The sequence below is a fragment of the Streptomyces sp. NPDC043812 genome (assembly GCF_056436245.1).
In genome coordinates this window covers 310061-333096 of record NZ_JBWKCY010000001.1, presented here as the reverse complement: position 1 = coordinate 333096, position 23036 = coordinate 310061, and the positions used below count along the sequence as shown (strand labels likewise).

The window sequence follows — 23036 nt, the reverse complement described above, 5'->3', positions numbered from 1 at the left end:
ACTGGCGATCGGCGAGAGGGCGGGTTTCACGGGGGCGAATCCCTGCCTATCCTGAAAGGGCCGCTTACCGGTCGCCCCCGCGACCGACGACGAGGAGGACTCCGTGCCGCTCTCGGAGCACGAGCAGCGAATGCTCGAGCAGATGGAGCGAGCGCTGTACGCCGAAGATCCCAAGTTCGCTACAGCGCTTGAGGGAAGCGGGCTGCGTACGTACACCCGGCGACGGGTCTACCAGGCAGTCGCAGGCTTCCTGGTGGGTATCGCGCTCCTCATGGCCGGAATGGTCGCGCAGCAGATCTGGATCAGCGTGGTGGGCTTCCTCGTGATGCTCGGCTGTGCGGTCCTTGCGGTCACCGGCTGGCGCAAAGCGCCGAAACCGGGCGAGCAGCAGACCCCAGGGGGTCCGGCCGGGCGCCGGCAGCCCCATCAGCGTAGGTCGATGATGGACCGAATCGAACAGCGGTGGCAGCGCCGCCGCGACGAGCAACAGGGTCAGTGACCCGCGACCGCGCCTCGCGCGGAGACGCGGACCGGACGGTTGCAGGAAGGGTGAGGGGCGACGCGGTTGAGCGTCGCCCCTCACCTTTTTTGGGCGCCTTTGCGCGTCGCTCCTCACCCGCTTTTGCAGTGCCGCGCGCCCCCTGGGTCCCCCAGTCGTCCTGACGCCCCTGCTCCCGGACCGTCGTCCGGGAGCAGGGGCGTCAGACAGTGGCCGGGTCCCTGCCCTCAGCCCCGTTGTTTCGACGGCCGACGGGCAGCCGTCCAGCGGTCCAGGCGCAGCCGGCGTACGTTCCAGCGGGCCGTGAGGGCCGTCCAGCGGTCCGACAGCGCCCACACCACCCGGACGGACGAGCGGGGCAGCAACAGCGCCCGTACACGGGTCCCCAGGCCGACGCCCTCGCGCAGGCCCGCCCGGATGTGGACGGCGTCGTCCGCCAGGCCCGGGGCGGGACGGGGGACAGGGGCGTACAGCACTTGCTCCACTGCTCGGGCCGTGCGGTGCATCGCCGCCGCGGGCTCGTCCGTCAGCTTGCCGAGCCTGACGATGCGTGCCGCAGCCTTCCGCGGGGTCTGGGACTCGTCGGGGGCGATGCCGAGGTCCCAGGCGGTGTCCGTGATCTCCCGCCAGACCGCCAGGGTCCCCGCCCGGTCGTCCACGGCCACCGCGCCGCGGGTCGCCGAGGCGGTGACGGCGTCGTACTCGTCGGCGGGCTCCGGGCCCGGTGCCGTCCCGGCGCCCGGTGGCTTCGGCGGGACCGGCCCCAGGGCGTTCAACCGCCGCGTGCGGACACGCAGCCGCCACAGGAACGGCAGCAGGATCACCAGCAGCACGACCACGACACCCAGGGACACGAACAGGAACCAGAGCCAGTCGAAGCCTTCGTCCGTCTGCTGCGCGACATCGCGCGGCGCCTCGGCGCCGCACTCGCCGAGCCGGCGCTCGGACTCCGGGCAGGCGTCCGGGGCGACCGGCGCGGTCGACGGGCGGGCGGCGTCCTCCGCGGGCTGCCTGGGGTCGGCCGCGTCGCTCGACGGGGTCTCCGCCTGCGCGTACTCCGGCACCGAGCCGCGGCTCGGGGTCGGCTCGAAGCGGGTCCAGCCCACGCCCTCGAAGTACAGCTCGGGCCAGGCGTGCGCGTCGCGCAGACCGACCGACATCGTGCCGTCGGACTGCGCGGTGCCCGGGGTGAACCCCACCGCGACCCGGGCCGGAATACCCAGGGTCCGAGCCATCGCCGCCATCGAGAACGAGAAGTGGACGCAGAAGCCCTCCTTCTGCTCCAGGAAGCGGCTGATCGCCGTGACACCCGTGCCCGAGCGGACCTGGGTGTTGTAGGTGAAGCCGCCGTCCTCGGCGAACCACTCCTGCAGCTTCGTCGCCTTCTCGAAGTCGTTCGCCGCACCCTTGGTGATCTGAAGGGCGGTGTCCCGGACCGTCTCCGGGAGGAGGTCGGGCACGCGGGTGTACTCGCGCAGCAGATCGGCCGGCGGACGCGACGCCGCGGCCAGTTGCTCCCGCGTCGGCCGGACGACGAGGCTGTTCACCGAGTACTGCACGCCGCCCGTGGTCTGGCCGCGATCGCCGACGAGCGTCCGCCCGGCAGGCTCGAAGCGCCAGCGCCCGTCGATGGCCACCTTCGTCGCCGGATACGGCATCGGCAGCCAGCTCTGCTTGTACGCGCCCGCCGCGGAAAGGTTCGTCCTGACCTCGGTGACGCCGACCGCGGGGCTCAGGCCCTGAGGCTCGGGCAGCCGGTCGGGCACGCCCTGGACCTTGCGCTCCGACGACCGCCACGCGGTGCCGTCGAAGCGGTCCAGGGCCACGATCCGCAGATACATCCCCTGGGTGTCCGGGGAGTTGGTGCGGTACCGCAGGACCTCACGGTCCTGCGGCTGGTTGAGACTGTCCTGCAGGGAGACCAGGGGGTTCACCGCCGAGATCGTCCCGCCGCCGCCCACCCCGGAACCGGCCCCGCCGCCCGTGCCGTCGAGCAGTCCGCCGTCGAGAGCCGGCAGTGCGGCCGGGATCACCAGCGCCACGCCCAGCGCGACCGCGCCGATGCGCCGCCCCGTACGGACGGGGGCCTGCGCGGGCCCGCTCGGCTCGAACGCGCCGCCCCAACGCGGCCTGCCTCCCGAGCCGCCGAACACGCGCCCCCACTGGGACAACCGGTCGCTGCCCTCGGCCAGCAGGAGCAGCAGATAGCCGGTGGCGGCCAGCAGGAACCACAGCCAGCCCGCACCGCCGTCCGAGAGACCGGCGGCGACCGTGTAGAGCGCGAGCAGCGGCAGACCCGCAGGCGCCGCGCTGCGGTACGTCACGGCCAGTGCGTCCACGGCGAGACCGATCACCAGCACACCGCCGATGAGCATCAGCCGGATGCCGTCGGTCGCGGGGGCCGGGATCGCGAACCGGCTGACGTCGTCGTAGCCCGAGCCGAACAGTTCGCCGAACCGCGCGAAGGCGTCGGGCCCCGGCAGCAGCCAGGCGATCGCCTCCTCCCGCGCGAACACCAAGGTGAGTGCCAGCAAGGTGCCCAGCGCCTGCACCGCGATCGTCAGCGGTCTGGCCAGCGGCACCCGCCGGGCAAGCGCGCCGACACCGCTCTGCAGCGCCAGCAGGATGATCGCCTGCACCATCCAGCCGACCTGATCGACCAGCGGCAGCATTGCTCCCCCCGCCAACAACGTGGCGGCGAAGGCGCACAGCGCGAGCCGTGCCCGACCGCTCATGACCACCCCCCGGAGAACCCGTCCGTACCGTGCGGTGCCGCGACCCGCTCCCGGCCCGCCTGCTGCCACAGATCGGCCAGCGGGGTGCCGGGCCGCACCGGCAGCGCGGTCCAGCCCGCCTCGCGCAGCTGCCGCAGCCGCTTTTCGACCGGGCCCGTCTGCGCGCCGCCGGTCACCCACTCCTCACTGTCCAGCAGGAAGGCGACCGCGGAGCCGGTGCGCCGCCGCATACGGGCGGCCAGCGCGGCCTGTTCCTCGTCCAGATCGCCGAAGAAGGCGACCAGCAGTCCTTCGCCGCCGCCGCGCAGGATGTCGTGGGCGGCGGACAGCCCGGTGGCGTCGGAGTGGTCGACGACCGCGAGGGTGTCCATCATCAGCCCCGCCGAGTCGGCGGACTCCTGGGTGGACCCGGCGAATCCCTCGGCGCCCTCGCCGGGCACCGACGTTCCCGTGTCGGTCAGCAGCCGGACCGCGAAGCCGCGCTCCAGCAGATGCACCAGGGCGGACGCGGCAGCCGACACCGCCCATTCGAAGGCCGAGTCGGGGCCCGCTCCCTGGTATGCCCCGCCGCGGGTGTCCAGGAAGACCGTGCAGCCGGACCGTTGCGGCTGTTCCTCGCGCCGGACCATCAACTCGCCGTAGCGCGCGGTCGAGCGCCAGTGCACCCGGCGCAGGTCGTCGCCGTAGCGGTAGGCGCGCGGGATGATGTCGTCGTCGCCGGCCAGGGCCAGCGTGCGCTGGCGGCCGTCGCCGTAACCCGACGCCTCGCCCGCCAGGCTCACCGGGGGCAGTGCCTCGGTGCGCGGCACGACAGTGAGGGTGTCGAACGCGCTGAACGAGCGGGTCAGTTCGCACATGCCGAACGGGTCGCTCAGCCGCAGCTGCAGCGGGCCCAGCGGATACCGCCCCCGCAGATCGGACCGCACCCGGTAGGACACCTCGCGCCGGCCGCCCGTCTCCACCCGGTCCAGCACGAACCGTGGCCGTGGCCCCAGCACGTAGGGCACATGGTCCTGGAGCATGAGCAGCCCGGTGGGCATGCGCGAGACGTTGTCCATACGCAGATGTACGCGCGCCTCCGCTCCGGCGGGCACACGGGCCGGGGTCAGCCGGCGGCTGGCCGCGACGCGGTAGCGGGTGCGGTAGAGGACGGCGACGCAGAGCAGCGGCAGTACGGAGAGCAGCAGTCCCACGCGCAGCAGGTCGCTCTGGCCCAGCGCGTAGGCGCAGGCGGCCGCGGCCACTCCGGCGGCGAGGAAGGAGCGGCCGCGGGTGGTGAGCCCGCCGAGCGCCGCCCGGACCCCGCTGGGGTCCTCGGCTGCCGGGCCCGGAGGCGCGGCGGCCCGTCCGGCGGACATCACAGCCGCCGGGCGCCGGGCTGCTGGCCGTAGAGCGGCGGCTGACCCTGGCGGCCCGTGACGTAGGCGCCGTCGGGGCTGCCGGTCGTGGGCACCGGGGTCCGCTGCACGATGTCCAGGACGACCTGCTCGGCGGTGCGCCTGTTGAGCTGGGCCTGGGCGGTGGGCAGCAGCCGGTGGGCGAGCACCTGCACGGCGAGCGCCTGGACGTCGTCCGGCAGGGCGTACTCACGGCCGCTGAGGGCTGCGGAGGCCTTGGCGGCACGCAGCAGATGCAGGGTGGCGCGCGGGGACGCACCGAGCCGGAGGTCGGAGTGGCTGCGAGTGGCCGCGACGAGGTCCACCGCGTATCTGCGGACGGACTCGGCGACGTGGACCTCGCGCACCGCCTCGATCAGTTTCACTATGTCGTGCGCGTGCGCGACGGGCTGCAGATCGTCGAGCGGCGACACCCCGCCGTGCACGTCGAGCATCTGCAGCTCGGCGGCCGGGCTCGGGTACCCGATGGAGACGCGCGCCATGAAGCGGTCGCGCTGGGCCTCCGGCAGGGGGTACGTGCCCTCCATCTCGACCGGGTTCTGCGTGGCCACCACCATGAAGGGGTTCGGCAGCTCGTAGCTGTGGCCGTCGATGGTGACCTGGCGCTCCTCCATCGACTCCAGCAGCGCGGACTGCGTCTTCGGCGAGGCGCGGTTGATCTCGTCGCCGATCACGATCTGCGCGAAGATCGCACCCGGTTTGAACTCGAACTCGCGCTGCTGCTGATCAAAGATCGACACACCGGTGATGTCCGAAGGCAGCAGGTCCGGCGTGAACTGGATTCGCCGAACCGAGCAGTCGATGGACTTCGCCAGCGTCTTGGCCAGCATCGTCTTGCCGACGCCTGGGACATCCTCAATGAGCAGATGTCCCTCGGCGAGCAGCACTGTCAGCGAAAGCCGTACGACCTCAGGCTTGCCCTCGATCACACTCTCCACCGACCTGCGGACACGCTCCGCAGTCGTGGTCAGATCTGTGAGGCTCGCTCGATCGTCATAGGTCGTCACCCGGCCCTCCTCGGCCCGTTCTAGGGCCTGTGCACTTCAGACGGCACGGCCCACCCCGAAACACGGACACCTTCCCCGGATCGTTCCGGAAGGGCGTCCCCACCCGCATTCTTGTTGGCGTTACCGCTTCGTGTCACTCGCCTGTGGATAACTGAGAGGGATATGTCGGGGTTGAGTCATTTATCGGGTGGCCGGGCGTTCACGCTGCGGGGTCGATCTCCTTCAGCAGGCCCGTGGTGACGTCGAAGACGAAGCCCCGCACGTCGTCCGCGTGCAGCAGGAACGGCGAGGTGCGCACCCGCTGCATCGACTGGCGCACATCCTGCTCGACGTCGCGGAACGCCTCGACCGCCCATGCCGGGCGCTGGCCGACCTCCTCCTCCAGCTCGATCCGGAAGTCCTCCGTGATGCTCTCCAGGCCGCAGCCCGTGTGGTGGACCAGTATCACGCTGCGTGTGCCCAGCGCCCGCTGGCTGATCGTGAGCGAACGGATCACGTCGTCGGTGACGACGCCGCCGGCGTTGCGGATGGTGTGGCAGTCGCCCAGTTCGAGGCCGAGGGCATCGTGCAGGTCGAGCCGGGCGTCCATGCAGGCCACGACGGCGACCTGGAGGACGGGACGTGCGTCCATCCCCGGGTTCCGGAAGTCGGCGGCGTAGCGCTGGTTTGCCTCGACGAGACGGTCGGTGACCGTGCCGCCGGTGCGGGCGGCTTCGGCTGCAGAGTGGTACGCGGAAGTCGACATGGCTCGAAGGTAACGGTCACACGGGGTGCGGGCCCGCTGTGAGAGCGGACAAAGAACGTCAACGCGGCTTGTTGTGAGGTAACCCACAGGCATCACATGGCGGCCCGCGCGACGCGCTGGCCGGTTGATTGACCGGCCGGACCAGTGGACTAAAGTGACGCGCAGTTCACAGAGGTCACCAGCGCATTCGGCGACTTCCCGCACATTTCCCCACATTCCCCGCGTGCGCGGCGTACGCACGGCCCGGCCATGACTCGCCCGCGCCGGACCTGAGAGGGCGCATGAGCCAGACCCGACACGTCCCGGTGATGCTCCAGCGGTGCCTGGACCTGTTGGCCCCGGCGCTGCAACGGCCCGGTGCGGTCGTTGTGGACTGCACGCTCGGCCTCGGCGGACACAGCGAGGCCCTGCTCACCCAGTTCCCCGAGGCCCGCCTCGTCGCTCTCGACCGGGACAGGGAAGCGCTGCGGTTGTCCGGCGAACGGCTCGCGCCCTTCGGCGACCGCGCCACGCTGGTGCACGCCGTCTACGACGAACTTCCCGACGTCCTCGACCGCCTCGGCATCCCGCGCGCCGACGGCATCCTGTTCGACCTCGGCGTCTCCTCCATGCAGCTGGACGAGGCCGACCGCGGCTTCGCCTACGCGCAGGACGCCCCGCTCGACATGCGCATGGACCAGACGACCGGGGTCAGCGCCGCAGAGGTGCTCAACACCTACCCGCCCGGCGAACTGGTCCGCATCCTGCGCGCGTACGGCGAGGAGAAGCAGGCCAAGCGGATCGTCTCCGCGATCGTGCGCGAGCGCGGGAAGGAGCCGTTCAGCAACAGCGCCCGGCTCGTCGAGCTGATCCGGGACGCGCTGCCGCAGGCCGCCAAGCGCACCGGCGGCAATCCGGCCAAGCGCACCTTCCAGGCCCTGCGCATCGAGGTCAACGGCGAGCTCACCGTTCTCGAGCGTGCCGTTCCCGCCGCGGTCGCCTCCCTCGCCGTCGGCGGACGGATCGCCGTCCTGTCGTACCACTCGCTCGAGGACCGGCTGGTCAAGCAGGTGTTCGCGGCGGGCGCCGCGAACACCGCGCCCCCCGGGCTGCCGGTCGTCCCCGAGGAGTACCAGCCGAGGCTGAAGCTGCTGACCCGCGGCGCCGAGCTGCCCACCGAGGACGAGGTCGCGGAGAACCGCCGCGCGGCCCCGGCACGTCTCAGGGGAGCAGAGCGCATCCGGGAGGACGTGGCGTGAGACGGGCGCGCGGAGCCAGGTGAAAAGCGGGCGCAGCCGAACGGCGGGCACGGAAGCGATGCGGAGGACACCTTGAGCACAGCGGCCAAGCAGTTGAAGGGGAGGGCCGCGCGGCTCGCGCGGCTGATGCCGTCCGGGCCGAGTACGGCCGCCCGCACCCCCTTCGCCCTGCTGGTGGTGCTTCTGCTCTCCGGCGGTCTGATCACCCTGCTGCTGCTCAACTCCTCGCTCAGCCAGGGCTCCTTCGAACTGAGCGAACTGAAGAAGGAGACCACCGAACTCACCGACCAGCAGCAGGCGCTCCAGCAGGACGTCGACAGCTACTCGGCTCCCGACGCGCTGGAGCGCCGCGCCCGCGAGCTGGGCATGGTCCCCGGTGGCAATCCCGCCTTCCTCGGCCCGGACGGCAAGATCCGCGGCGTCCCCGGCGAGGCCACCGCAGAGCCCCTGCCCGACCCGACGCCCCAGCAGGTCCCCGAGCAGACTCGCCCCGCCGCACCCCCGCAGTCCGCCGTGCCGGCCCCCTCCGCGTCCGCCACCCCCTCGGTGCAGGCTCCGGCGGTGGTTCCGCAGCAGGCCGGTCCGCCCACGGCCTCCGCGTCCGGCGTCCAGCCGTCCCGTACGTCCCCGAAGCCGCCCCCGACGAATCCCGGCAGGTGACGCAGTGCCTTCAAAGGAACCCCCGCGCCGCCGAGTGCCGGGCCCCGCCCAGCGGTCCGGCGGCCGCCCTTCGCAGCGCACGGCGGCCCGCAGACCGCGCCCGGCTCCCCGCACCATCAGGCTCGGCAGCCCACGCCCCCGGCTGCGTCTCGTCAGCCTCGGCCTGACGCTCGTCATGCTGGCCTTCGTCGTGCGTCTGCTGCAGGTGCAGGCCGTCGACGCCAGTGCCTACGCGGCCAAGGCGGACAAGAACCGCTACTTCAGCTACACCCTCGCCGCCGAGCGCGGCCGGATCACCGACCGCGCCGGGGTCGCTCTCGCCACCTCCGTCGACGCGCACGACATCACCGCCGACCCGAAGATGTTCACGCCCGAGGAGAGCAAGGCGCCCGACGCACCGCAGCAGGCGGCCGCGCTGCTCGCCCCCATCCTCGGGGCGGACGCCGCGGAGCTCGTGAAGAAGCTCAGGAAACCGGGGTCCCGCTACACCGTGCTGGCCCGCCGCCAGACCCCGCAGGTGTGGAACCAGATCAAGGACCTCAGGAGCGTCTACGCCGAGAAGGCCGCCGCCGACAAGCGCAAGGGCGGCCCCGGAGCGAACGTTCTCGCGGGCGTCTTCCAGGAGCCCAGCAGCAAACGCGTCTACCCGAACGGCGACCTCGCCGCCGGGATACTGGGCTACGTCAATGCCGAGGGCCGCGGTGGCGGCGGTATCGAGTCGATGCTCGACCAGACCCTCGCCGGCCAGGACGGCACCGTCACCTACGCCCAGTCCGGTGGTCGGCGCGTGCCCACCGTCGGCTCCCGCGAGGTGCCTGCCGTGCCCGGCTCGGACATCGAGCTGACCATCGACCGCGACATCCAGTGGGCCGCCCAGCGGGCCATCGAGGACCAGGTCAGCGAGTCGGCGGCCGACCGCGGCTACGTCATCGTGCAGAACACCCGCACCGGCGAGATCCTCGCCATGGCCAACGCCCCCGGATTCGACCCGAACGACCTCGGCCAGGCGGACGCCACCGCCATGGGCAACGCCGCCCTCCAGGACGCGTACGAGCCCGGCTCCACCGCCAAGGTCATGTCCATGGCCGCCGTGCTGGAGGAGAAGAAGGCGACCCCCGGCACCCATGTCGTCGTCCCCAACCGGCTGCACCGCGGCGACCGGCTCTTCAAGGACGACATCGACCACCCCACCTGGTACCTCACGCTCAACGGCGTCCTCGCGAAGTCCAGCAACATCGGCACCATCCTGGCGACCGGACAGCTCGGCAAGACCCAGCGCGAGGCCAACCAGGTGCTCCACTCCTACCTGCGCAAGTTCGGTCTCGGGAGCAAGAGCGGACTCGGCTACCCCGGTGAGACCCCCGGAATCCTCGCGAAGCCGCAGGACTGGTCCGTCTCCCAGCAGTACACGATCCCGTTCGGGCAGGGGCTGTCCCTCAACGCGGTCCAGGCGGCCTCGGTGTACTCGACCATCGCCAACGGCGGGGTACGCATCGAGCCCACCCTCGTACGGGGCACCAAGGGGCCGGACGGACAGTTCACCGCCGCCCCCGCGCCCAAGAAGAACCGTGTCGTCAGCGGCCGGACGGCCAAGACGCTCGCCACCATGCTCGAATCCGTCGTCGACGACCGGGAGGGCACCGGCACCAAGGCGCGCATCCCCGGCTACCGCGTCGGGGGCAAGACCGGCACGGCCAACCGGGTCGATCCCGAACTCGGCCGATACAAGGGCTACACCGCGTCCTTCGCCGGTTTCGCCCCCGCCGACAACCCGGAGATCACTGTCTACTGCGCCATCCAGAACCCCACCCGGGGCAGCTACTTCGGCGGCCAGATCTGCGGCCCCGTCTACCAAAAGGTCATGCAGTTCGCGCTCAAGACCCTGCAGGTCGCACCGACCGGCAAGGCCCCCGCCGGGCTGCCCGTGACCTTCGACCCCGGCGAGTGACCGGAGGAGCCACCAGTGACCACGATCACCCCCGAACCCGGGAACCGCCCCGGAGACGGCCCCTCTTTTTCCCCCGGAACGGGTGCGCCCGGTACGCTCACCGCCGTGCCACACGCTGATCAGAACCGAACCACCCAGCAGGACGCCCCCGCGAAACAGGCGGGAGCGCCCCGCCCGGACCGGCCCCGCCCGACGAACCTCGGGGAACTCGCCGCCCGGCTGGGTGTGCAGACGCCCGCCCCGGCAGAGATCACCGGCATCACCCACGACTCACGGGCCGTACGGCCCGGTGACGTGTACGCGGCCCTGCCCGGCGCCCGGTTCCACGGAGCCGACTTCGCGCCGCAGGCCGCCGACCTCGGGGCCGCGGCGATCCTCACCGACCAGGCCGGCGCCGAACGCGCCGCGGCCACCGGGCTGCCGGTGCTGGTCACCGAAGACCCACGCGGCCGGATGGGCGAGCTCGCCGCCGAGATCTACGGGCACCCCGGCAAGGACCTGCTCCAGATCGGCATCACCGGTACCTCCGGCAAGACCACCACGGCGTACCTCGTCGAGGGCGGACTGCAGGCGGCCGGCCGTGCCACCGGCCTGATCGGCACGGTCGAGATGCGGATCGGCGACGAGCGCATCAAGTCCGAGCGCACCACCCCCGAAGCGACCGACCTGCAGGCCCTGTTCGCCGTCATGCGCGAACGGGAGACCGACGCGGTCGTCATGGAGGTCTCCAGCCACGCCCTGGTGCTGGGCCGGGTCGACGGCTGCGTCTTCGACGTCGCCGTCTTCAACAACCTCAGCCCCGAGCACATGGAGTTCCACTCCGACATGGAGGACTACTTCCAGGCGAAGGCGCAGCTGTTCACGCCGCTGCGCAGCCGGGAAGCGGTCGTCAACCTCGACGACGAGTACGGCCGCAGACTGGTCACCGAGGCGACTGTCCCGGTCACCACCTTCTCCGCCGAGGGCCACCCGGACGCCGACTGGCGCGCCGAGGACGTCGACGTCACCGCGATCGGCTCCACCTTCACCGTCGTCGGCCCGAAGGGCGAGCGGCTGCGCGCCAAGGCCCCGCTGCCGGGCCCGTTCAACGTCGCCAACACGCTGGCTGCCGTCGTCACCCTTGCCGTGGCCGGCATCGACCCGCAGACCGCCGCCGACGGCGTCGCGGCCGTCCCCGGCGTACCGGGCCGGCTGGAGCGCGTCGAGGCCGGCCAGCCGTACCTCGCCGTCGTCGACTACGCGCACAAGACGGACGCCGTCGAATCGGTCCTGCGGTCCCTGCGCAAGGTCACCGAGGGCAAGCTGCACATCGTGCTGGGCTGCGGCGGCGACCGCGACACGACCAAGCGCGGGCCCATGGGCGCCGCCGCGGCGAGGCTCGCCGACACCGCGGTGCTGACCTCCGACAACCCCCGCTCCGAGGATCCCCTCGCCATCCTCGCCGCGATGCTCGCCGGCGCCGCCGAGGTGCCGATCCACGAGCGCGCCGACGTGATGGTCTACGAGGACCGGGCCGCGGCCATCGCCGCGGCCGTGGCCCGCGCGAACCCCGGCGACACGGTGCTCGTCGCGGGCAAGGGCCACGAGCAGGGCCAGGACATCGCAGGAGTCATCCGCCCGTTCGACGACCGCCAGGTACTCCGCGCCGCCATTGAAAACGAGAACAGTCAGGGATGACCCAGTGATCGCCCTCTCCCTCGCCGAGATCGCCGAAATCGTCGGCGGGTCGCAGCACGACATACCGGATCCGGCCGTCCAGGTCACCGGCGCCGTCGTCAAGGACTCCCGCGACGTCGAACCCGGCGGACTCTTCGTCGCCTTCGCCGGAGAGAACGTCGACGGCCACGACTACGCCGAGCGCGCCATGGCCGCAGGGGCGGCCGCCGTGCTGGCCGCGCGGCCGGTCGGTGTGCCCGCGATCGTCGTCGACGACGTCCAGGCAGCGCTCGGCCGCCTTGCCCGCTCGGTCATCGAACGTCTCGGCACCCATGTCGTCGCCCTGACCGGATCGGCCGGGAAGACCAGCACCAAGGACCTGATCGCCCAGGTGCTGCAGCGCAAGGCGCCCACCGTCTTCACCCCGGGCTCCCTCAACAACGAGATCGGCCTGCCCCTCACCGCGCTGAGCGCCACCGCGGAGACCGAACACCTGGTGCTGGAGATGGGGGCCCGCGGAATCGGCCACATCCGGTACCTCACCGAGCTCACCCCGCCCCGTGTCGGCCTCGTGCTCAACGTCGGCACCGCGCACATCGGAGAGTTCGGCGGCCGCGAGCAGATCGCCCAGGCGAAGGGCGAACTCGTCGAGTCCCTGCCCAAGGACGGCGTCGCCGTACTCAACGCCGACGACCCGCTCGTCCGCGCCATGTCATCCCGCACCGAAGCGCGTGTGCTGCTGTACGGAGAGGCCGCCGACGCCGCCGTACGCGCCGAGAATGTCCGGCTCACCGACCTCGGACAGCCGTCCTTCACGCTCCACACACCCACCGGGTGCAGCAACGTGACCATGCGGCTGTACGGTGAGCACCACGTGTCGAACGCGCTCGCCGCGGCCGCCGTCGCCCATGAGTTGGGCATGCCAGTGGACGAGATCGCCACCGCGCTCTCCGAGGCGGGCACCCTCTCCCGCTGGCGGATGGAGGTCACCGAGCGTCCGGACGGCGTGACGGTCGTCAACGACGCCTACAACGCGAATCCCGAGTCCATGCGCGCCGCGCTGCGTGCGCTGGCCGCCATGGGCCAAGCCGCACGGGCAAAGGGAGGACGTACGTGGGCGGTGCTCGGTCAGATGGCCGAACTCGGGGACGAGGCACTCGCCGAGCACGACGCGGTCGGACGGCTCGCCGTCCGGCTCAATGTCGGCAAGCTCGTCGCGGTCGGGGGCAGGGAAGCGTCCTGGTTGCAACTGGGCGCATACAACGAGGGTTCGTGGGGTGAGGAGTCGGTGCACGTGTCCGACGCGCAGGCGGCGGTCGACCTGTTGCGCAGAGAGTTGCGCCCGGGAGACGTCGTGCTGGTGAAGGCTTCCAGGTCGGTCGGTCTGGAGCGGATCGCACAGGCTCTGCTCGAGGGTGAGGGTGCCGTCCGATGAGGCAGATCCTCTTCGCGGGAGCCATCGGTCTCTTCCTGACCCTGGTCGGTACCCCGCTGCTGATCAAGCTGCTGGCCCGCAAGGGATACGGGCAGTTCATCCGCGACGACGGCCCGCGTACCCACGGCAGCAAGAAGGGCACGCCCACCATGGGCGGCATCGCCTTCATCCTGGCCACGCTCGTCGCGTACGCGCTCGCCAAGGTGATCACCGGTGAGGACCCGACGTTCTCGGGTGTGCTGGTGCTCTTCCTGATGGCAGGCATGGGGCTCGTCGGCTTCCTCGACGACTACATCAAGATCGTCAAGCAGCGTTCGCTCGGTCTGCGGGCCAAGGCCAAGATGGCCGGCCAGCTGATCGTCGGTATCGCCTTCGCCGTGCTGTCACTGCAGTTCGCGGACCAGCGCGGCAACACGCCCGCCTCCACCAAGCTGTCGTTCGTCACCGACTTCGGCTGGTCCATCGGGCCGGTGCTGTTCGTCGTGTGGGCGCTGTTCATGATTCTCGCGATGTCGAACGGCGTGAACCTGACGGACGGTCTGGACGGCCTCGCCACCGGCGCCTCGGTGATGGTCTTCGGCGCGTACACCTTCATCGGCCTGTGGCAGTTCCAGGAGTCCTGCGCCAACGCGGTGACCCTGACCAACCCCAACGCCTGCTTCGAGGTACGCGATCCGCTCGACCTCGCGGTCGTCGCCTCCGCGCTGATGGGCGCCTGCTTCGGCTTCCTGTGGTGGAACACCTCGCCCGCCAAGATCTTCATGGGCGACACCGGTTCGCTGGCACTCGGCGGCGCGCTCGCGGGTCTCGCGATCTGCTCCCGCACGGAGTTCCTGCTCGCCCTCCTCGGCGGCCTCTTCGTCCTCATCACCATGTCCGTGGTGATCCAGGTCGGTTCGTTCCGGATGACCGGCAGGCGCGTGTTCCGCATGGCGCCGCTGCAGCACCACTTCGAACTCAAGGGGTGGTCCGAAGTCCTTGTCGTGGTCCGCTTCTGGATCATCCAGGGCATGTGCGTGATCGTGGGTCTGGGCCTCTTCTACGCGGGATGGGCAGCCGACAAGTGAGCGACTGGCAGGGCAGGAAGATCACGGTCGCCGGGCTCGGCGTGAGCGGCATCAGCGCCGCGCGCGCCCTGGCCGGCCTCGGCTCCGAGGTCACCGTCGTCGACGGCGGCGACAGCGAGGCCCACCGCGCGCGGGCGGCCGAACTGGCCGAACTGGGCATCGCGGTACGCCTCGGCGACGCCGAGACCCTGCCCGAGGGCACGGAGCTCGTGGTCACCTCGCCCGGCTGGAAGCCGACCAGCCCGCTCTTCGCCGCCGCCGCCGAGGCCGGTGTGGACGTCGTCGGCGACGTCGAGATCGCCTGGCGGCTGCGCGGACCGGACGCGGCGCCGTGGCTCGCGATCACCGGCACCAACGGCAAGACGACCACGACGCGGATGCTTGCCTCGATCCTGTCCGCCGCCGGCCTGCGCACCGCGGCCATCGGCAACATCGGTACGCCGATCATCGACGTCGTCCTCGGCGACGAGCCGTACGACGTGCTCGCCGTCGAACTCTCCAGCTACCAGCTGCACTGGGCGCCCTCGCTGCGCGCCCACTCCGCGACCGTGCTCAACCTGGCGCCGGACCACCTCGACTGGCACGGCTCCATGGAGGCGTACGCCGCCGACAAGGGCCGCATCTACGAGGGCAACACCGTCGCCTGCGTCTACAACGCCGCCGACAAGGCGACCGAGGACCTGGTGCGCGAGGCCGATGTCGAGGAGGGCTGCCGGGCGATCGGCTTCACCCTCGGCACCCCGGGCCCCTCCCAACTCGGTGTCGTGGACGGCATCCTGGTCGACCGCGCCTTCGTCGAGAACCGGCAGAAGCAGGCGCAGGAGCTGGCCGAGGTCGCGGACGTCAATCCGCCCGCGCCGCACAACATCGCCAACGCACTGGCGGCTGCGGCGCTCGCCCGAGCCTTCGGCGTCGCGCCGGCGGCCGTACGCGACGGCCTGCGCGCCTTCCGCCCCGACGCGCACCGCATCGAGCACGTCGCGGACGTGGCGGACGTCGCCTACATCGACGACTCCAAGGCCACCAACACCCATGCCGCCGAGGCATCTCTCGCCGCGTACGACCCGATCGTGTGGATCGCAGGGGGACTTGCCAAGGGCGCGACCTTCGACGAGCTGGTCACCCGGTCGGCACGGCGCCTGCGGGGCGTGGTGCTCATGGGCGCGGACCGCGCGCTGATCGCCGAAGCCCTCGCACGACACGCGCCCGAAGTCCCGGTCGTCGACCTCGACCGGACCGACACTGGGGCGATGTCCGAGGCGGTGCGGGAGGCGGCCTCGCTCGCCCGGCCCGGCGACACGGTTCTGCTGGCCCCCGCCTGCGCCTCGATGGACATGTTCACCAACTACAACAAGCGAGGCGAGGCATTCGCGGAAGCGGTCCGCGCACTCGCCGCCGAGCGCGGCTGACAGCCACCGGGTCCGGCTGCGGCCGGACACGACTGGAGGGTACAGCGACGATGCCGCCCACCACCGGGAGCGCAACTCCCATTCCCCCACCCCCCGCCCACGCCCCGGCGACGGGGAGCATTGCGCCCGGTACTCCGCCGGGTCCTGGCGCCACGAGCCGGAGCGCCTCGGCGCTCGCCGCTCGGGCGGGCCGGCGGATCGGGGAGTTGCGTGAGTGGGGCCGTGCGAGCCGGGCCCTGCCCGTGCCCGCATTCGCCGGCGCAGCCGGCCGCCTCGTCATGCGCAGCCGTGCCGGCGGCCTCGGGGATGCCGTGCGGCGGCCGTCCCCGCCGGGCGGCGCAGGGACGCACCTGCCGCCGGATCCGAGCTGCAGAGGGCCGCGGCGGCTGTACGAGCAGGCACGCAGGGCCTGGGACCGGCCGCTCACCGCGTACTACCTCATCCTCGGCAGCAGCCTCCTGATCACCGTGCTGGGCCTCGTCATGGTCTACTCCGCCTCGCTCATCACGGCGCTGGAGTACTCCCTGCCCGCCTCGTACTTCTTCCGCAAGCAGTTCTTCGCCGCCGCCATCGGGGCGGGGCTGCTGTTCCTCGCCTCCCGTATGCCGGTGAAGCTGCACCGCGCACTGTCCTATCCGCTCCTCATGGTCGCCGTCTTCCTCATGGTGCTCGTGCAGGTCCCCGGGATAGGGCATGCGGTCAACGGCAACCAGAACTGGATCTACCTCGGCGGTCCGTTCCAGCTGCAGCCCAGTGAGTTCGGCAAGCTCGCGCTCATCCTCTGGGGCGCCGATCTGCTGGCCCGCAAGCAGGACAAGCGGCTGCTGACCCAGTGGAAGCATCTGCTCGTCCCGCTCGTGCCCGTCGCCTTCCTGCTGCTCGGCCTGATCATGCTCGGCGGCGACATGGGGACGGCGATCATCCTCACCGCCGTCCTCTTCGGCCTGCTGTGGCTCGCGGGAGCGCCCACCCGCCTCTTCGCGGGTGTGCTCGGCATCGCTGCGTTCGTCGGTCTGATGCTCATCAGGACGAACGAGAACCGCATGTCACGGCTCGCGTGCGTGGGTGCCACCGATCTCGGACCCAAAGGCGAGTGCTGGCAGGCCGTGCACGGCATCTATGCTCTTGCCTCCGGCGGATGGTTCGGTTCCGGTCTCGGCGCAAGTGTGGAAAAATGGGGCCAACTTCCCGAACCGCACACCGATTTCATCTTCGCCGTCGCCGGGGAGGAACTGGGCCTGGCGGGGACGCTGTCGGTGCTCGCGTTGTTCGCGGCTCTAGGCTATGCGGGTATCCGCGTTGCCGGACGCACGGAGGACCCCTTCGTGAGGTACGCAGCGGGAGGTGTGACCACGTGGATCACGGCTCAGGCCGTGGTCAACATCGGTGCGGTGCTCGGCCTGCTGCCGATCGCCGGTGTCCCGCTTCCGCTGTTCTCCTACGGCGGGTCGGCCCTGCTGCCGACGATGTTCGCCGTCGGGCTGCTGATCGCGTTCGCGCGACAGGATCCCGCCGCGAAAGCCGCCCTGGCCACGCGGAGGCCCGGGGTGAGATGGAAGTCGATGAGACGGCGCGTCAAGAAGCGTCCGTCCGGAGAGCGGTGAATTTCGGTGCATGTCGTACTCGCCGGTGGGGGGACCGCCGGCCACATCGAGCCCGCGCTCGCCCTCGCGGACGCCCTGCGCAGGCAGGACCCGAGCGTGGGAATCACGGCCCTGGGCACGGAGCGCGGACTGGAGACGAGGCTCGTCCCCGAGCGGGGCTACGAGTTGGCGCTCATCCCCGCCGTGCCGCTGCCGCGCAAGCCCACTCCCGAGCTGATCACCGTCCCCGGGCGGCTGCGGGGCACCATCAAGGCCGCCGAGCAGATCCTGGAGCGCACCAAGGCCGACTGCGTCGTGGGCTTCGGCGGCTATGTCGCCCTGCCCGGGTACCTCGCGGCCAAGCGCCTCGGCGTGCCGATCGTCGTCCATGAGGCCAACGCCCGCCCGGGCCTCGCCAACAAGATCGGCTCGCGGTACGCGGCGGGCGTGGCGGTCGCCACCCCGGACAGCAAGCTGCGTGGCGCCCGCTACATCGGCATCCCGCTGCGCCACTCCATCGCGACGCTCGACCGCGGACGCGTGCGCCCCGAGGCCCGTGCCGCCTTCGGTCTCGACCCCAACCTGCCCACGCTGCTGGTCTCCGGCGGCTCCCAGGGCGCGCGCCGCCTCAACGAGGTGATCCAGCAGATCGCTCCGGTGCTCCAGCGTTCCGGCATCCAGATCCTGCACGCGGTCGGCCCGAAGAACGAACTGCCGCGCGTGGACAACATGCCCGGGATGCCGCCCTATGTGCCGGTACCGTACGTGGACCGGATGGATCTCGCGTACGCCGCGGCCGACATGATGCTCTGCCGTGCGGGCGCGATGACCGTCGCCGAACTCTCCGCCGTGGGCCTGCCCGCCGCCTACGTCCCGCTGCCGATCGGCAACGGCGAACAGCGGCTCAACGCCCAGCCGGTGGTGAAGGCCGGCGGCGGCGTGCTGGTGGACGACGCCGATCTGACCCCCGAGTGGGTCCAGGGCAACGTCCTTCCGGTACTCGCCGATCCGCACCGGCTGTACGAGATGTCGCGTGCGGCCGCCGAGTTCGGCCGCAGGGACGCCGACGACCTCCTCGTCGGCATGGTGTACGAGGCGATTGCTGCACGCCGTCAGGCGTGAGAAGGCAGGGAGCGTGGCCGGACCGACCACCGCCGAACGCGGTGCACGCAAGTCCCCGGACGGATCCGGGGGCGCGGTCCGCCCGCCCCGCCCCAGCGGGGGGGCCGGCCGCCCGCGACTGCCCGGCCGACGCTCCTTGGTCGTCGCCATCGTCGCCGTCCTGCTGCTCGGTGGTGCGATCTGGGTGCTCTACGGCTCGCAATGGGTACGGGCCGAGCAGGTGCGCGCCACCGGCACCGAGGTGCTCACGCCCCGGCAGGTGGAAACAGCGGCACAGGTGCCGATCGGTGCCCCGTTGATTTCCGTGGACACGGGCGCCATTGAGGCCAGGCTGCGGAGCAGTCTGCCGCGTATCCACTCGGTCGAGGTCGTACGGTCATGGCCGCACGGAATCGATCTGAAGGTGACGGAACGAAAGCCCGCCCTCGTACTCGAAAAGGGCACAAAGTTCGTCGAAGTGGACGCCGAGGGAGTGCGGTTCGCCACCGTCGACAAGGCGCCGAAAGGCGTTCCGGAAGTGGAGATGGACGCCGCCGCCTCACCGAGTCTGAAGCGCTTCGGCACCGACCGGCTGATTGCCGAGGCCGTACAGGTCCGGGCCGACCTTCCCGCCTCGGTCACCCGTCAACTGCGGACCCTCGAAGTCCGCTCATACGACTACATGTTCCTGGAGTTGACGGGTGGGCGCACCGTCATCTGGGGCAGTTCGGAGGACGGGGAGGCGAAGGCTCGCACACTCGCATCGCTGATGAAAGCCGAGCCGTCCGCCCGGCACTTCGATGTGAGTGCTCCCACCGCCCCTGCCGTATCAGGGAGTTGACGCACATCTGCCCAGGCCAGCACCCTGGTTGGTCATGACAGTGCGTGATCACATAGGGTGAAAAGAAAAACGGGAGGTTCGGCGTGTTCGTTGAACGTGCGCCACTTGTCGACTTAGTGTCCTGTTCAGAAGAGTCCAGGGAACAGAGACGCTGGTAACCCTAAACTTCAGCGTTAGGGTTCGGGTCGGCAGCCAGGCTGCTCGGGCCGTCCCAATTCGACATCAGTCGTCGCAACGCAGCCTCGCGAGGCGGCGACACGTAACTCGAGGCGAGAGGCCTTCGACGTGGCAGCACCGCAGAACTACCTCGCAGTCATCAAGGTCATCGGTGTCGGCGGCGGTGGTGTCAATGCCATCAACCGAATGATCGAGGTCGGTCTCAAGGGCGTCGAGTTCATCGCCATCAATACGGACGCGCAAGCGCTGTTGATGAGCGACGCCGACGTCAAGCTCGACGTCGGCCGGGAACTCACCCGGGGCCTCGGCGCCGGAGCCAACCCGGCAGTCGGTCGCAAGGCGGCAGAGGACCACCGCGAAGAGATCGAGGAGGTCCTCAAGGGGGCCGACATGGTCTTCGTCACCGCCGGCGAAGGTGGTGGCACCGGGACCGGTGGCGCACCCGTCGTCGCCAACATCGCCCGCTCGCTCGGCGCCCTGACCATCGGCGTCGTCACCCGACCGTTCACGTTCGAGGGCCGCAGGCGCGCGAACCAGGCGGAGGACGGCATCGCCGAGCTCCGCGAAGAGGTCGACACCCTCATCGTCATCCCCAACGACCGCCTGCTGTCCATCTCCGACCGCCAGGTCAGCGTCCTCGACGCGTTCAAGTCCGCGGACCAGGTGCTTCTCTCGGGTGTGCAGGGCATCACCGACCTCATCACCACTCCCGGTCTGATCAACCTCGACTTCGCCGACGTCAAGTCCGTGATGTCCGAGGCCGGATCCGCCCTCATGGGTATCGGCTCGGCCCGCGGCGACGACCGCGCGGTGGCCGCCGCCGAGATGGCCATCTCCTCGCCGCTGCTGGAGGCGTCCATCGACGGCGCCCGCGGCGTCCTGCTCTCCATCTCGGGTGGCAGCGACCTCGGCCTGTTCGAGATCAACGAGGCCGCACAGCTGGTGAGCGAGGCCGCCCACCCCGAGGCGAACATCATCTTCGGCGCCGTCATCGACGACGCGCTCGGCGACGAGGTCCGGGTCACCGTCATCGCGGCCGGGTTCGACGGCGGACAGCCGCCCACCCGCCGGGAGAACGTGATCGGCTCGACGTCGGCCAAGCGCGAGGAGCAGCCCCCGGCCCCGTCGCGGAACGACAACACGCGCCCGGCGGGCGGACTGGGCACGGTGCCCACACGCGAGGAGTCCTCGGCTCCCGCCGAGCCGGCCCCGGTCGCGAGCGACCTCAACCCGCCGTCCGCCTCGCCGCAGGTGCCGTCGGCCCGTCCGTACGACACCCAGGCCGAAGAGCTGGATGTTCCGGACTTCCTGAAGTGACCGTGCAGCACGACGCGATAGACGAGAGCGGCGCGCACTTCGCCTTCACCGACAGGTGGGGCGGGGTGAGCGCCGTTCCGTACGAGGAGCTCAACCTGGCCGGCGCGGTCGGCGACGACGCGCAGGCCGTACGGTCCAACCGCGCGATCGCCGCCGAGGCGCTGGGACTCGACCCGGCCGGGGTCGTCTGGATGAACCAGGTTCACGGCAAGGACGTCGCCGTGGTCGACGGCCCGTGGGGGGACTCGCTTGTTCCGCCCGTCGACGGCGTGGTCACCGCCCGGCGCGGACTGGCACTCGCGGTGCTCACCGCGGACTGCACGCCGGTCCTCCTCGCCGACCCCGTGGCGGGAGTGGCGGGTGCGGCGCACGCCGGGCGCCCCGGACTGGTCGCCGGAATCGTGCCGGCGACGATCGCGGCGATGCGTTCGCTCGGAGCCGATCCGGAACGGATCATCGCCCGCACCGGACCCGCCGTTTGCGGTCGCTGCTACGAAGTGCCCGAGCAGATGCGGGCGGAAGTGGCCGAAGCGGAACCTGCCGCCTGGTCCGAGACCAGCTGGGGGACACCGGCCGTCGACGTCACCGCCGGAGTGCACGCCCAGCTGGCGGCGCTCGGAGTGAACGACCTGCGGAAGTCGCCGGTCTGCACGCTCGAGTCGCGCGACCACTACTCGTACCGCCGTGACCGGAACACCGGACGGCTCGCCGGATACGTCTGGCTCGAAGGCCGGGAAGAGGCATGACCGACCGCAGAACCGAACTCGCCGCGAATCTGGCGAAGGTGGAGGAACGGATCGCCGCCGCCTGCGTGGCCGCGGGCCGCAGGCGGGAGGAGGTGACCCTCATCGTGGTCACCAAGACCTACCCGGCCAGTGATGTGCGCATCCTCCATGAGCTGGGTGTGCGGCATGTAGCGGAGAACCGTGATCAGGATGCGGCCCCCAAGGCCGCCGCCTGCGCGGACCTGTCCCTCCACTGGCACTTCGTCGGCCAGTTGCAGACCAACAAAGTCCGTTCTGTGGCGAGTTATGCCGATGTCGTGCAGTCCGTCGACCGGCTCAAGCTCGTCTCCGCACTGTCCGCGGCCGCCGTGCGCGCGGAGCGTGAGCTCGGGGTTCTCGTCCAGGTCGCGCTCGACGCGGAAAGCGGACAGCAGGGGGACCGGGGTGGTGTCGCGCCGGACCGCATCGAGGAGTTGGCCGCGGCGATCGCGGACTCACCAGGACTGCGGCTCGGCGGGCTGATGACCGTCGCGCCGCTCGCCGGACCGTACGCGGGTCGGCAACAGGCCGCGTTCGAGCGGCTGATGGAATTGTCATCCGGCCTGCGCGTGGCTCATCCGGCTGCGAACATGGTGTCAGCAGGGATGAGCGCGGACCTCGAACAGGCCGTGGCGGCCGGAGCGACACATGTGCGCGTCGGTACCGCGGTACTCGGAGTCCGACCCAGGCTCGGGTAACGTCGCGAAGCAAGTCGGACCACAGTAGAAAATATGGTCATTCCCGCCCAAAGCGGGCAGGCCGAGTGGATCGCGGGCACTGGGTGACGGATGCCGATCCACCACAGAGCGGAGGACTCAGAGAATGGCCGGCGCGATGCGCAAGATGGCGGTCTACCTCGGCCTCGTGGAGGACGATGGGTACGACGGCCGGGGTTTCGACCCCGATGACGACTTCGAACCCGAGCCGGAGCCGGAGCGCGAGCACCGGCGGCATCAGCCCCCGCACCAGGTCGAGCGGGAGGAGCCGGTCCGGGTGGCGGCACCGCCGGTGCAGCGCGAGCCGGCCCCCCTCCCCGTCGAGAGCGGACGCCCGGCGCGCATCGCGCCCGTGGCATCCATCACACCTGAACGCCCGAGCCTGGAGAAGAACGCACCCGTGATCATGCCCAAGGTCGTGTCCGAGCGGGAGCCGTACCGCATCACCACGCTGCACCCGCGGACCTACAACGAGGCCCGTACCATCGGGGAACACTTCCGCGAGGGCACACCCGTGATCATGAACCTCACGGAGATGGACGACACCGATGCGAAGCGACTTGTCGACTTTGCCGCGGGACTCGTCTTCGGTCTGCATGGCAGCATTGAACGAGTGACGCAGAAGGTGTTCCTGTTGTCGCCTGCTAACGTCGATGTCACGGCGGAAGACAAGGCCCGCATCGCAGAGGGCGGGTTCTTCAACCAGAGCTGAGAACGACACCGGGAACGACCCGGCCGCAC

General features: G+C 70.9%; 19 protein-coding genes. 15 read left to right on the top strand and 4 right to left on the bottom strand.

The annotated features are described in order from the left end of the window. Window positions 1-103 precede the first annotated feature (103 nt). The gene (locus AC067Z_RS01555) at window positions 104-499 is read left to right on the top strand and encodes a DUF3040 domain-containing protein (protein ID WP_478787373.1); all 396 of its coding nucleotides are present in this window, start codon (window positions 104-106) and stop codon (window positions 497-499) included. Window positions 500-726: 227 nt separating this feature from the next. Here AC067Z_RS01555 and AC067Z_RS01550 read toward each other — a convergent pair whose 3' ends face one another. From AC067Z_RS01550 to AC067Z_RS01535, 4 genes are all read right to left on the bottom strand, one after another. Next, complete coding sequence (locus AC067Z_RS01550) at window positions 727-3234, bottom strand: transglutaminase TgpA family protein (protein WP_478787372.1); 2508 nt, start codon at window positions 3232-3234, stop codon at window positions 727-729. Continuing rightward, window positions 3231-4592, bottom strand: coding sequence for a DUF58 domain-containing protein (locus AC067Z_RS01545; RefSeq protein WP_478787371.1), 1362 nt, complete (start codon window positions 4590-4592; stop codon window positions 3231-3233). The genes AC067Z_RS01550 and AC067Z_RS01545 overlap by 4 nt, the downstream gene beginning before the upstream one ends. Next, entirely contained in the window at window positions 4592-5638 is a 1047-nt protein-coding gene (locus tag AC067Z_RS01540; RefSeq protein ID WP_478787370.1) for an AAA family ATPase, read from the bottom strand. Before AC067Z_RS01540 ends, AC067Z_RS01545 begins: the two co-directional genes overlap by 1 nt. A 199-nt stretch (window positions 5639-5837) precedes the next feature. Beyond that, window positions 5838-6383 (bottom strand): beta-class carbonic anhydrase, encoded by a 546-nt coding sequence (locus AC067Z_RS01535; RefSeq protein ID WP_478787369.1) that lies wholly within the window; start codon window positions 6381-6383, stop codon window positions 5838-5840. A 281-nt stretch (window positions 6384-6664) separates the two neighbouring features. Here AC067Z_RS01535 and rsmH point away from each other — a divergent pair, with 281 nt between their 5' ends. The 14 genes from rsmH to AC067Z_RS01465 all read left to right on the top strand — a co-directional run bounded on the left by rsmH (window position 6665) and on the right by AC067Z_RS01465 (window position 23007). Further along, a complete protein-coding gene (gene rsmH, locus AC067Z_RS01530) occupies window positions 6665-7621 on the top strand; it encodes a 16S rRNA (cytosine(1402)-N(4))-methyltransferase RsmH (protein ID WP_478787368.1) in 957 nt (318 codons plus the stop codon). Between the two features lie 72 nt (window positions 7622-7693). Beyond that, entirely contained in the window at window positions 7694-8281 is a 588-nt protein-coding gene (gene ftsL / locus AC067Z_RS01525; RefSeq protein ID WP_478787367.1) for a cell division protein FtsL, read from the top strand. A 4-nt stretch (window positions 8282-8285) separates the two neighbouring features. Further along, window positions 8286-10229 carry a peptidoglycan D,D-transpeptidase FtsI family protein gene (locus tag AC067Z_RS01520; protein WP_478787366.1) on the top strand — a complete coding sequence of 648 codons (1944 nt, stop codon included), beginning with the start codon at window positions 8286-8288 and terminating at the stop codon, window positions 10227-10229. 15 nt (window positions 10230-10244) lie between these two features. Further along, window positions 10245-11906 carry a UDP-N-acetylmuramoyl-L-alanyl-D-glutamate--2,6-diaminopimelate ligase gene (locus AC067Z_RS01515; RefSeq protein ID WP_478787365.1) on the top strand — a complete coding sequence of 554 codons (1662 nt, stop codon included), beginning with the start codon at window positions 10245-10247 and terminating at the stop codon, window positions 11904-11906. Between the two features lie 4 nt (window positions 11907-11910). Continuing rightward, the gene (locus tag AC067Z_RS01510; protein ID WP_478787364.1) at window positions 11911-13320 is read left to right on the top strand and encodes a UDP-N-acetylmuramoyl-tripeptide--D-alanyl-D-alanine ligase; all 1410 of its coding nucleotides are present in this window, start codon (window positions 11911-11913) and stop codon (window positions 13318-13320) included. Beyond that, complete coding sequence (gene mraY / locus AC067Z_RS01505; RefSeq protein ID WP_478787363.1) at window positions 13317-14387, top strand: phospho-N-acetylmuramoyl-pentapeptide-transferase; 1071 nt, start codon at window positions 13317-13319, stop codon at window positions 14385-14387. The genes AC067Z_RS01510 and mraY overlap by 4 nt, the downstream gene beginning before the upstream one ends. Then, window positions 14369-15796, top strand: coding sequence for a UDP-N-acetylmuramoyl-L-alanine--D-glutamate ligase (gene murD, locus AC067Z_RS01500; RefSeq protein ID WP_478787362.1), 1428 nt, complete (start codon window positions 14369-14371; stop codon window positions 15794-15796). Before mraY ends, murD begins: the two co-directional genes overlap by 19 nt. Before the next feature lie 278 nt (window positions 15797-16074). Next, a complete protein-coding gene (gene ftsW / locus AC067Z_RS01495; RefSeq protein ID WP_478787585.1) occupies window positions 16075-17400 on the top strand; it encodes a putative lipid II flippase FtsW in 1326 nt (441 codons plus the stop codon). 6 nt (window positions 17401-17406) lie between these two features. Then, complete coding sequence (murG, locus tag AC067Z_RS01490; protein WP_478787361.1) at window positions 17407-18501, top strand: undecaprenyldiphospho-muramoylpentapeptide beta-N-acetylglucosaminyltransferase; 1095 nt, start codon at window positions 17407-17409, stop codon at window positions 18499-18501. Window positions 18502-18514: 13 nt separating this feature from the next. Further along, window positions 18515-19321 (top strand): cell division protein FtsQ/DivIB, encoded by an 807-nt coding sequence (locus AC067Z_RS01485; RefSeq protein WP_478787360.1) that lies wholly within the window; start codon window positions 18515-18517, stop codon window positions 19319-19321. Window positions 19322-19606: 285 nt separating this feature from the next. After that, entirely contained in the window at window positions 19607-20815 is a 1209-nt protein-coding gene (gene ftsZ, locus AC067Z_RS01480; RefSeq protein ID WP_478787359.1) for a cell division protein FtsZ, read from the top strand. Further along, window positions 20812-21561: a peptidoglycan editing factor PgeF gene (gene pgeF / locus AC067Z_RS01475; RefSeq protein ID WP_478787358.1), complete on the top strand. Its 750-nt coding sequence runs from the start codon at window positions 20812-20814 to the stop codon at window positions 21559-21561. Before ftsZ ends, pgeF begins: the two co-directional genes overlap by 4 nt. After that, complete coding sequence (locus AC067Z_RS01470) at window positions 21558-22277, top strand: YggS family pyridoxal phosphate-dependent enzyme (RefSeq protein ID WP_478787357.1); 720 nt, start codon at window positions 21558-21560, stop codon at window positions 22275-22277. Before pgeF ends, AC067Z_RS01470 begins: the two co-directional genes overlap by 4 nt. Before the next feature lie 124 nt (window positions 22278-22401). Next, window positions 22402-23007, top strand: a complete 606-nt coding sequence (locus tag AC067Z_RS01465) for a cell division protein SepF (protein WP_478787356.1) — start codon at window positions 22402-22404, stop codon at window positions 23005-23007. Window positions 23008-23036: the final 29 nt, after the last annotated feature.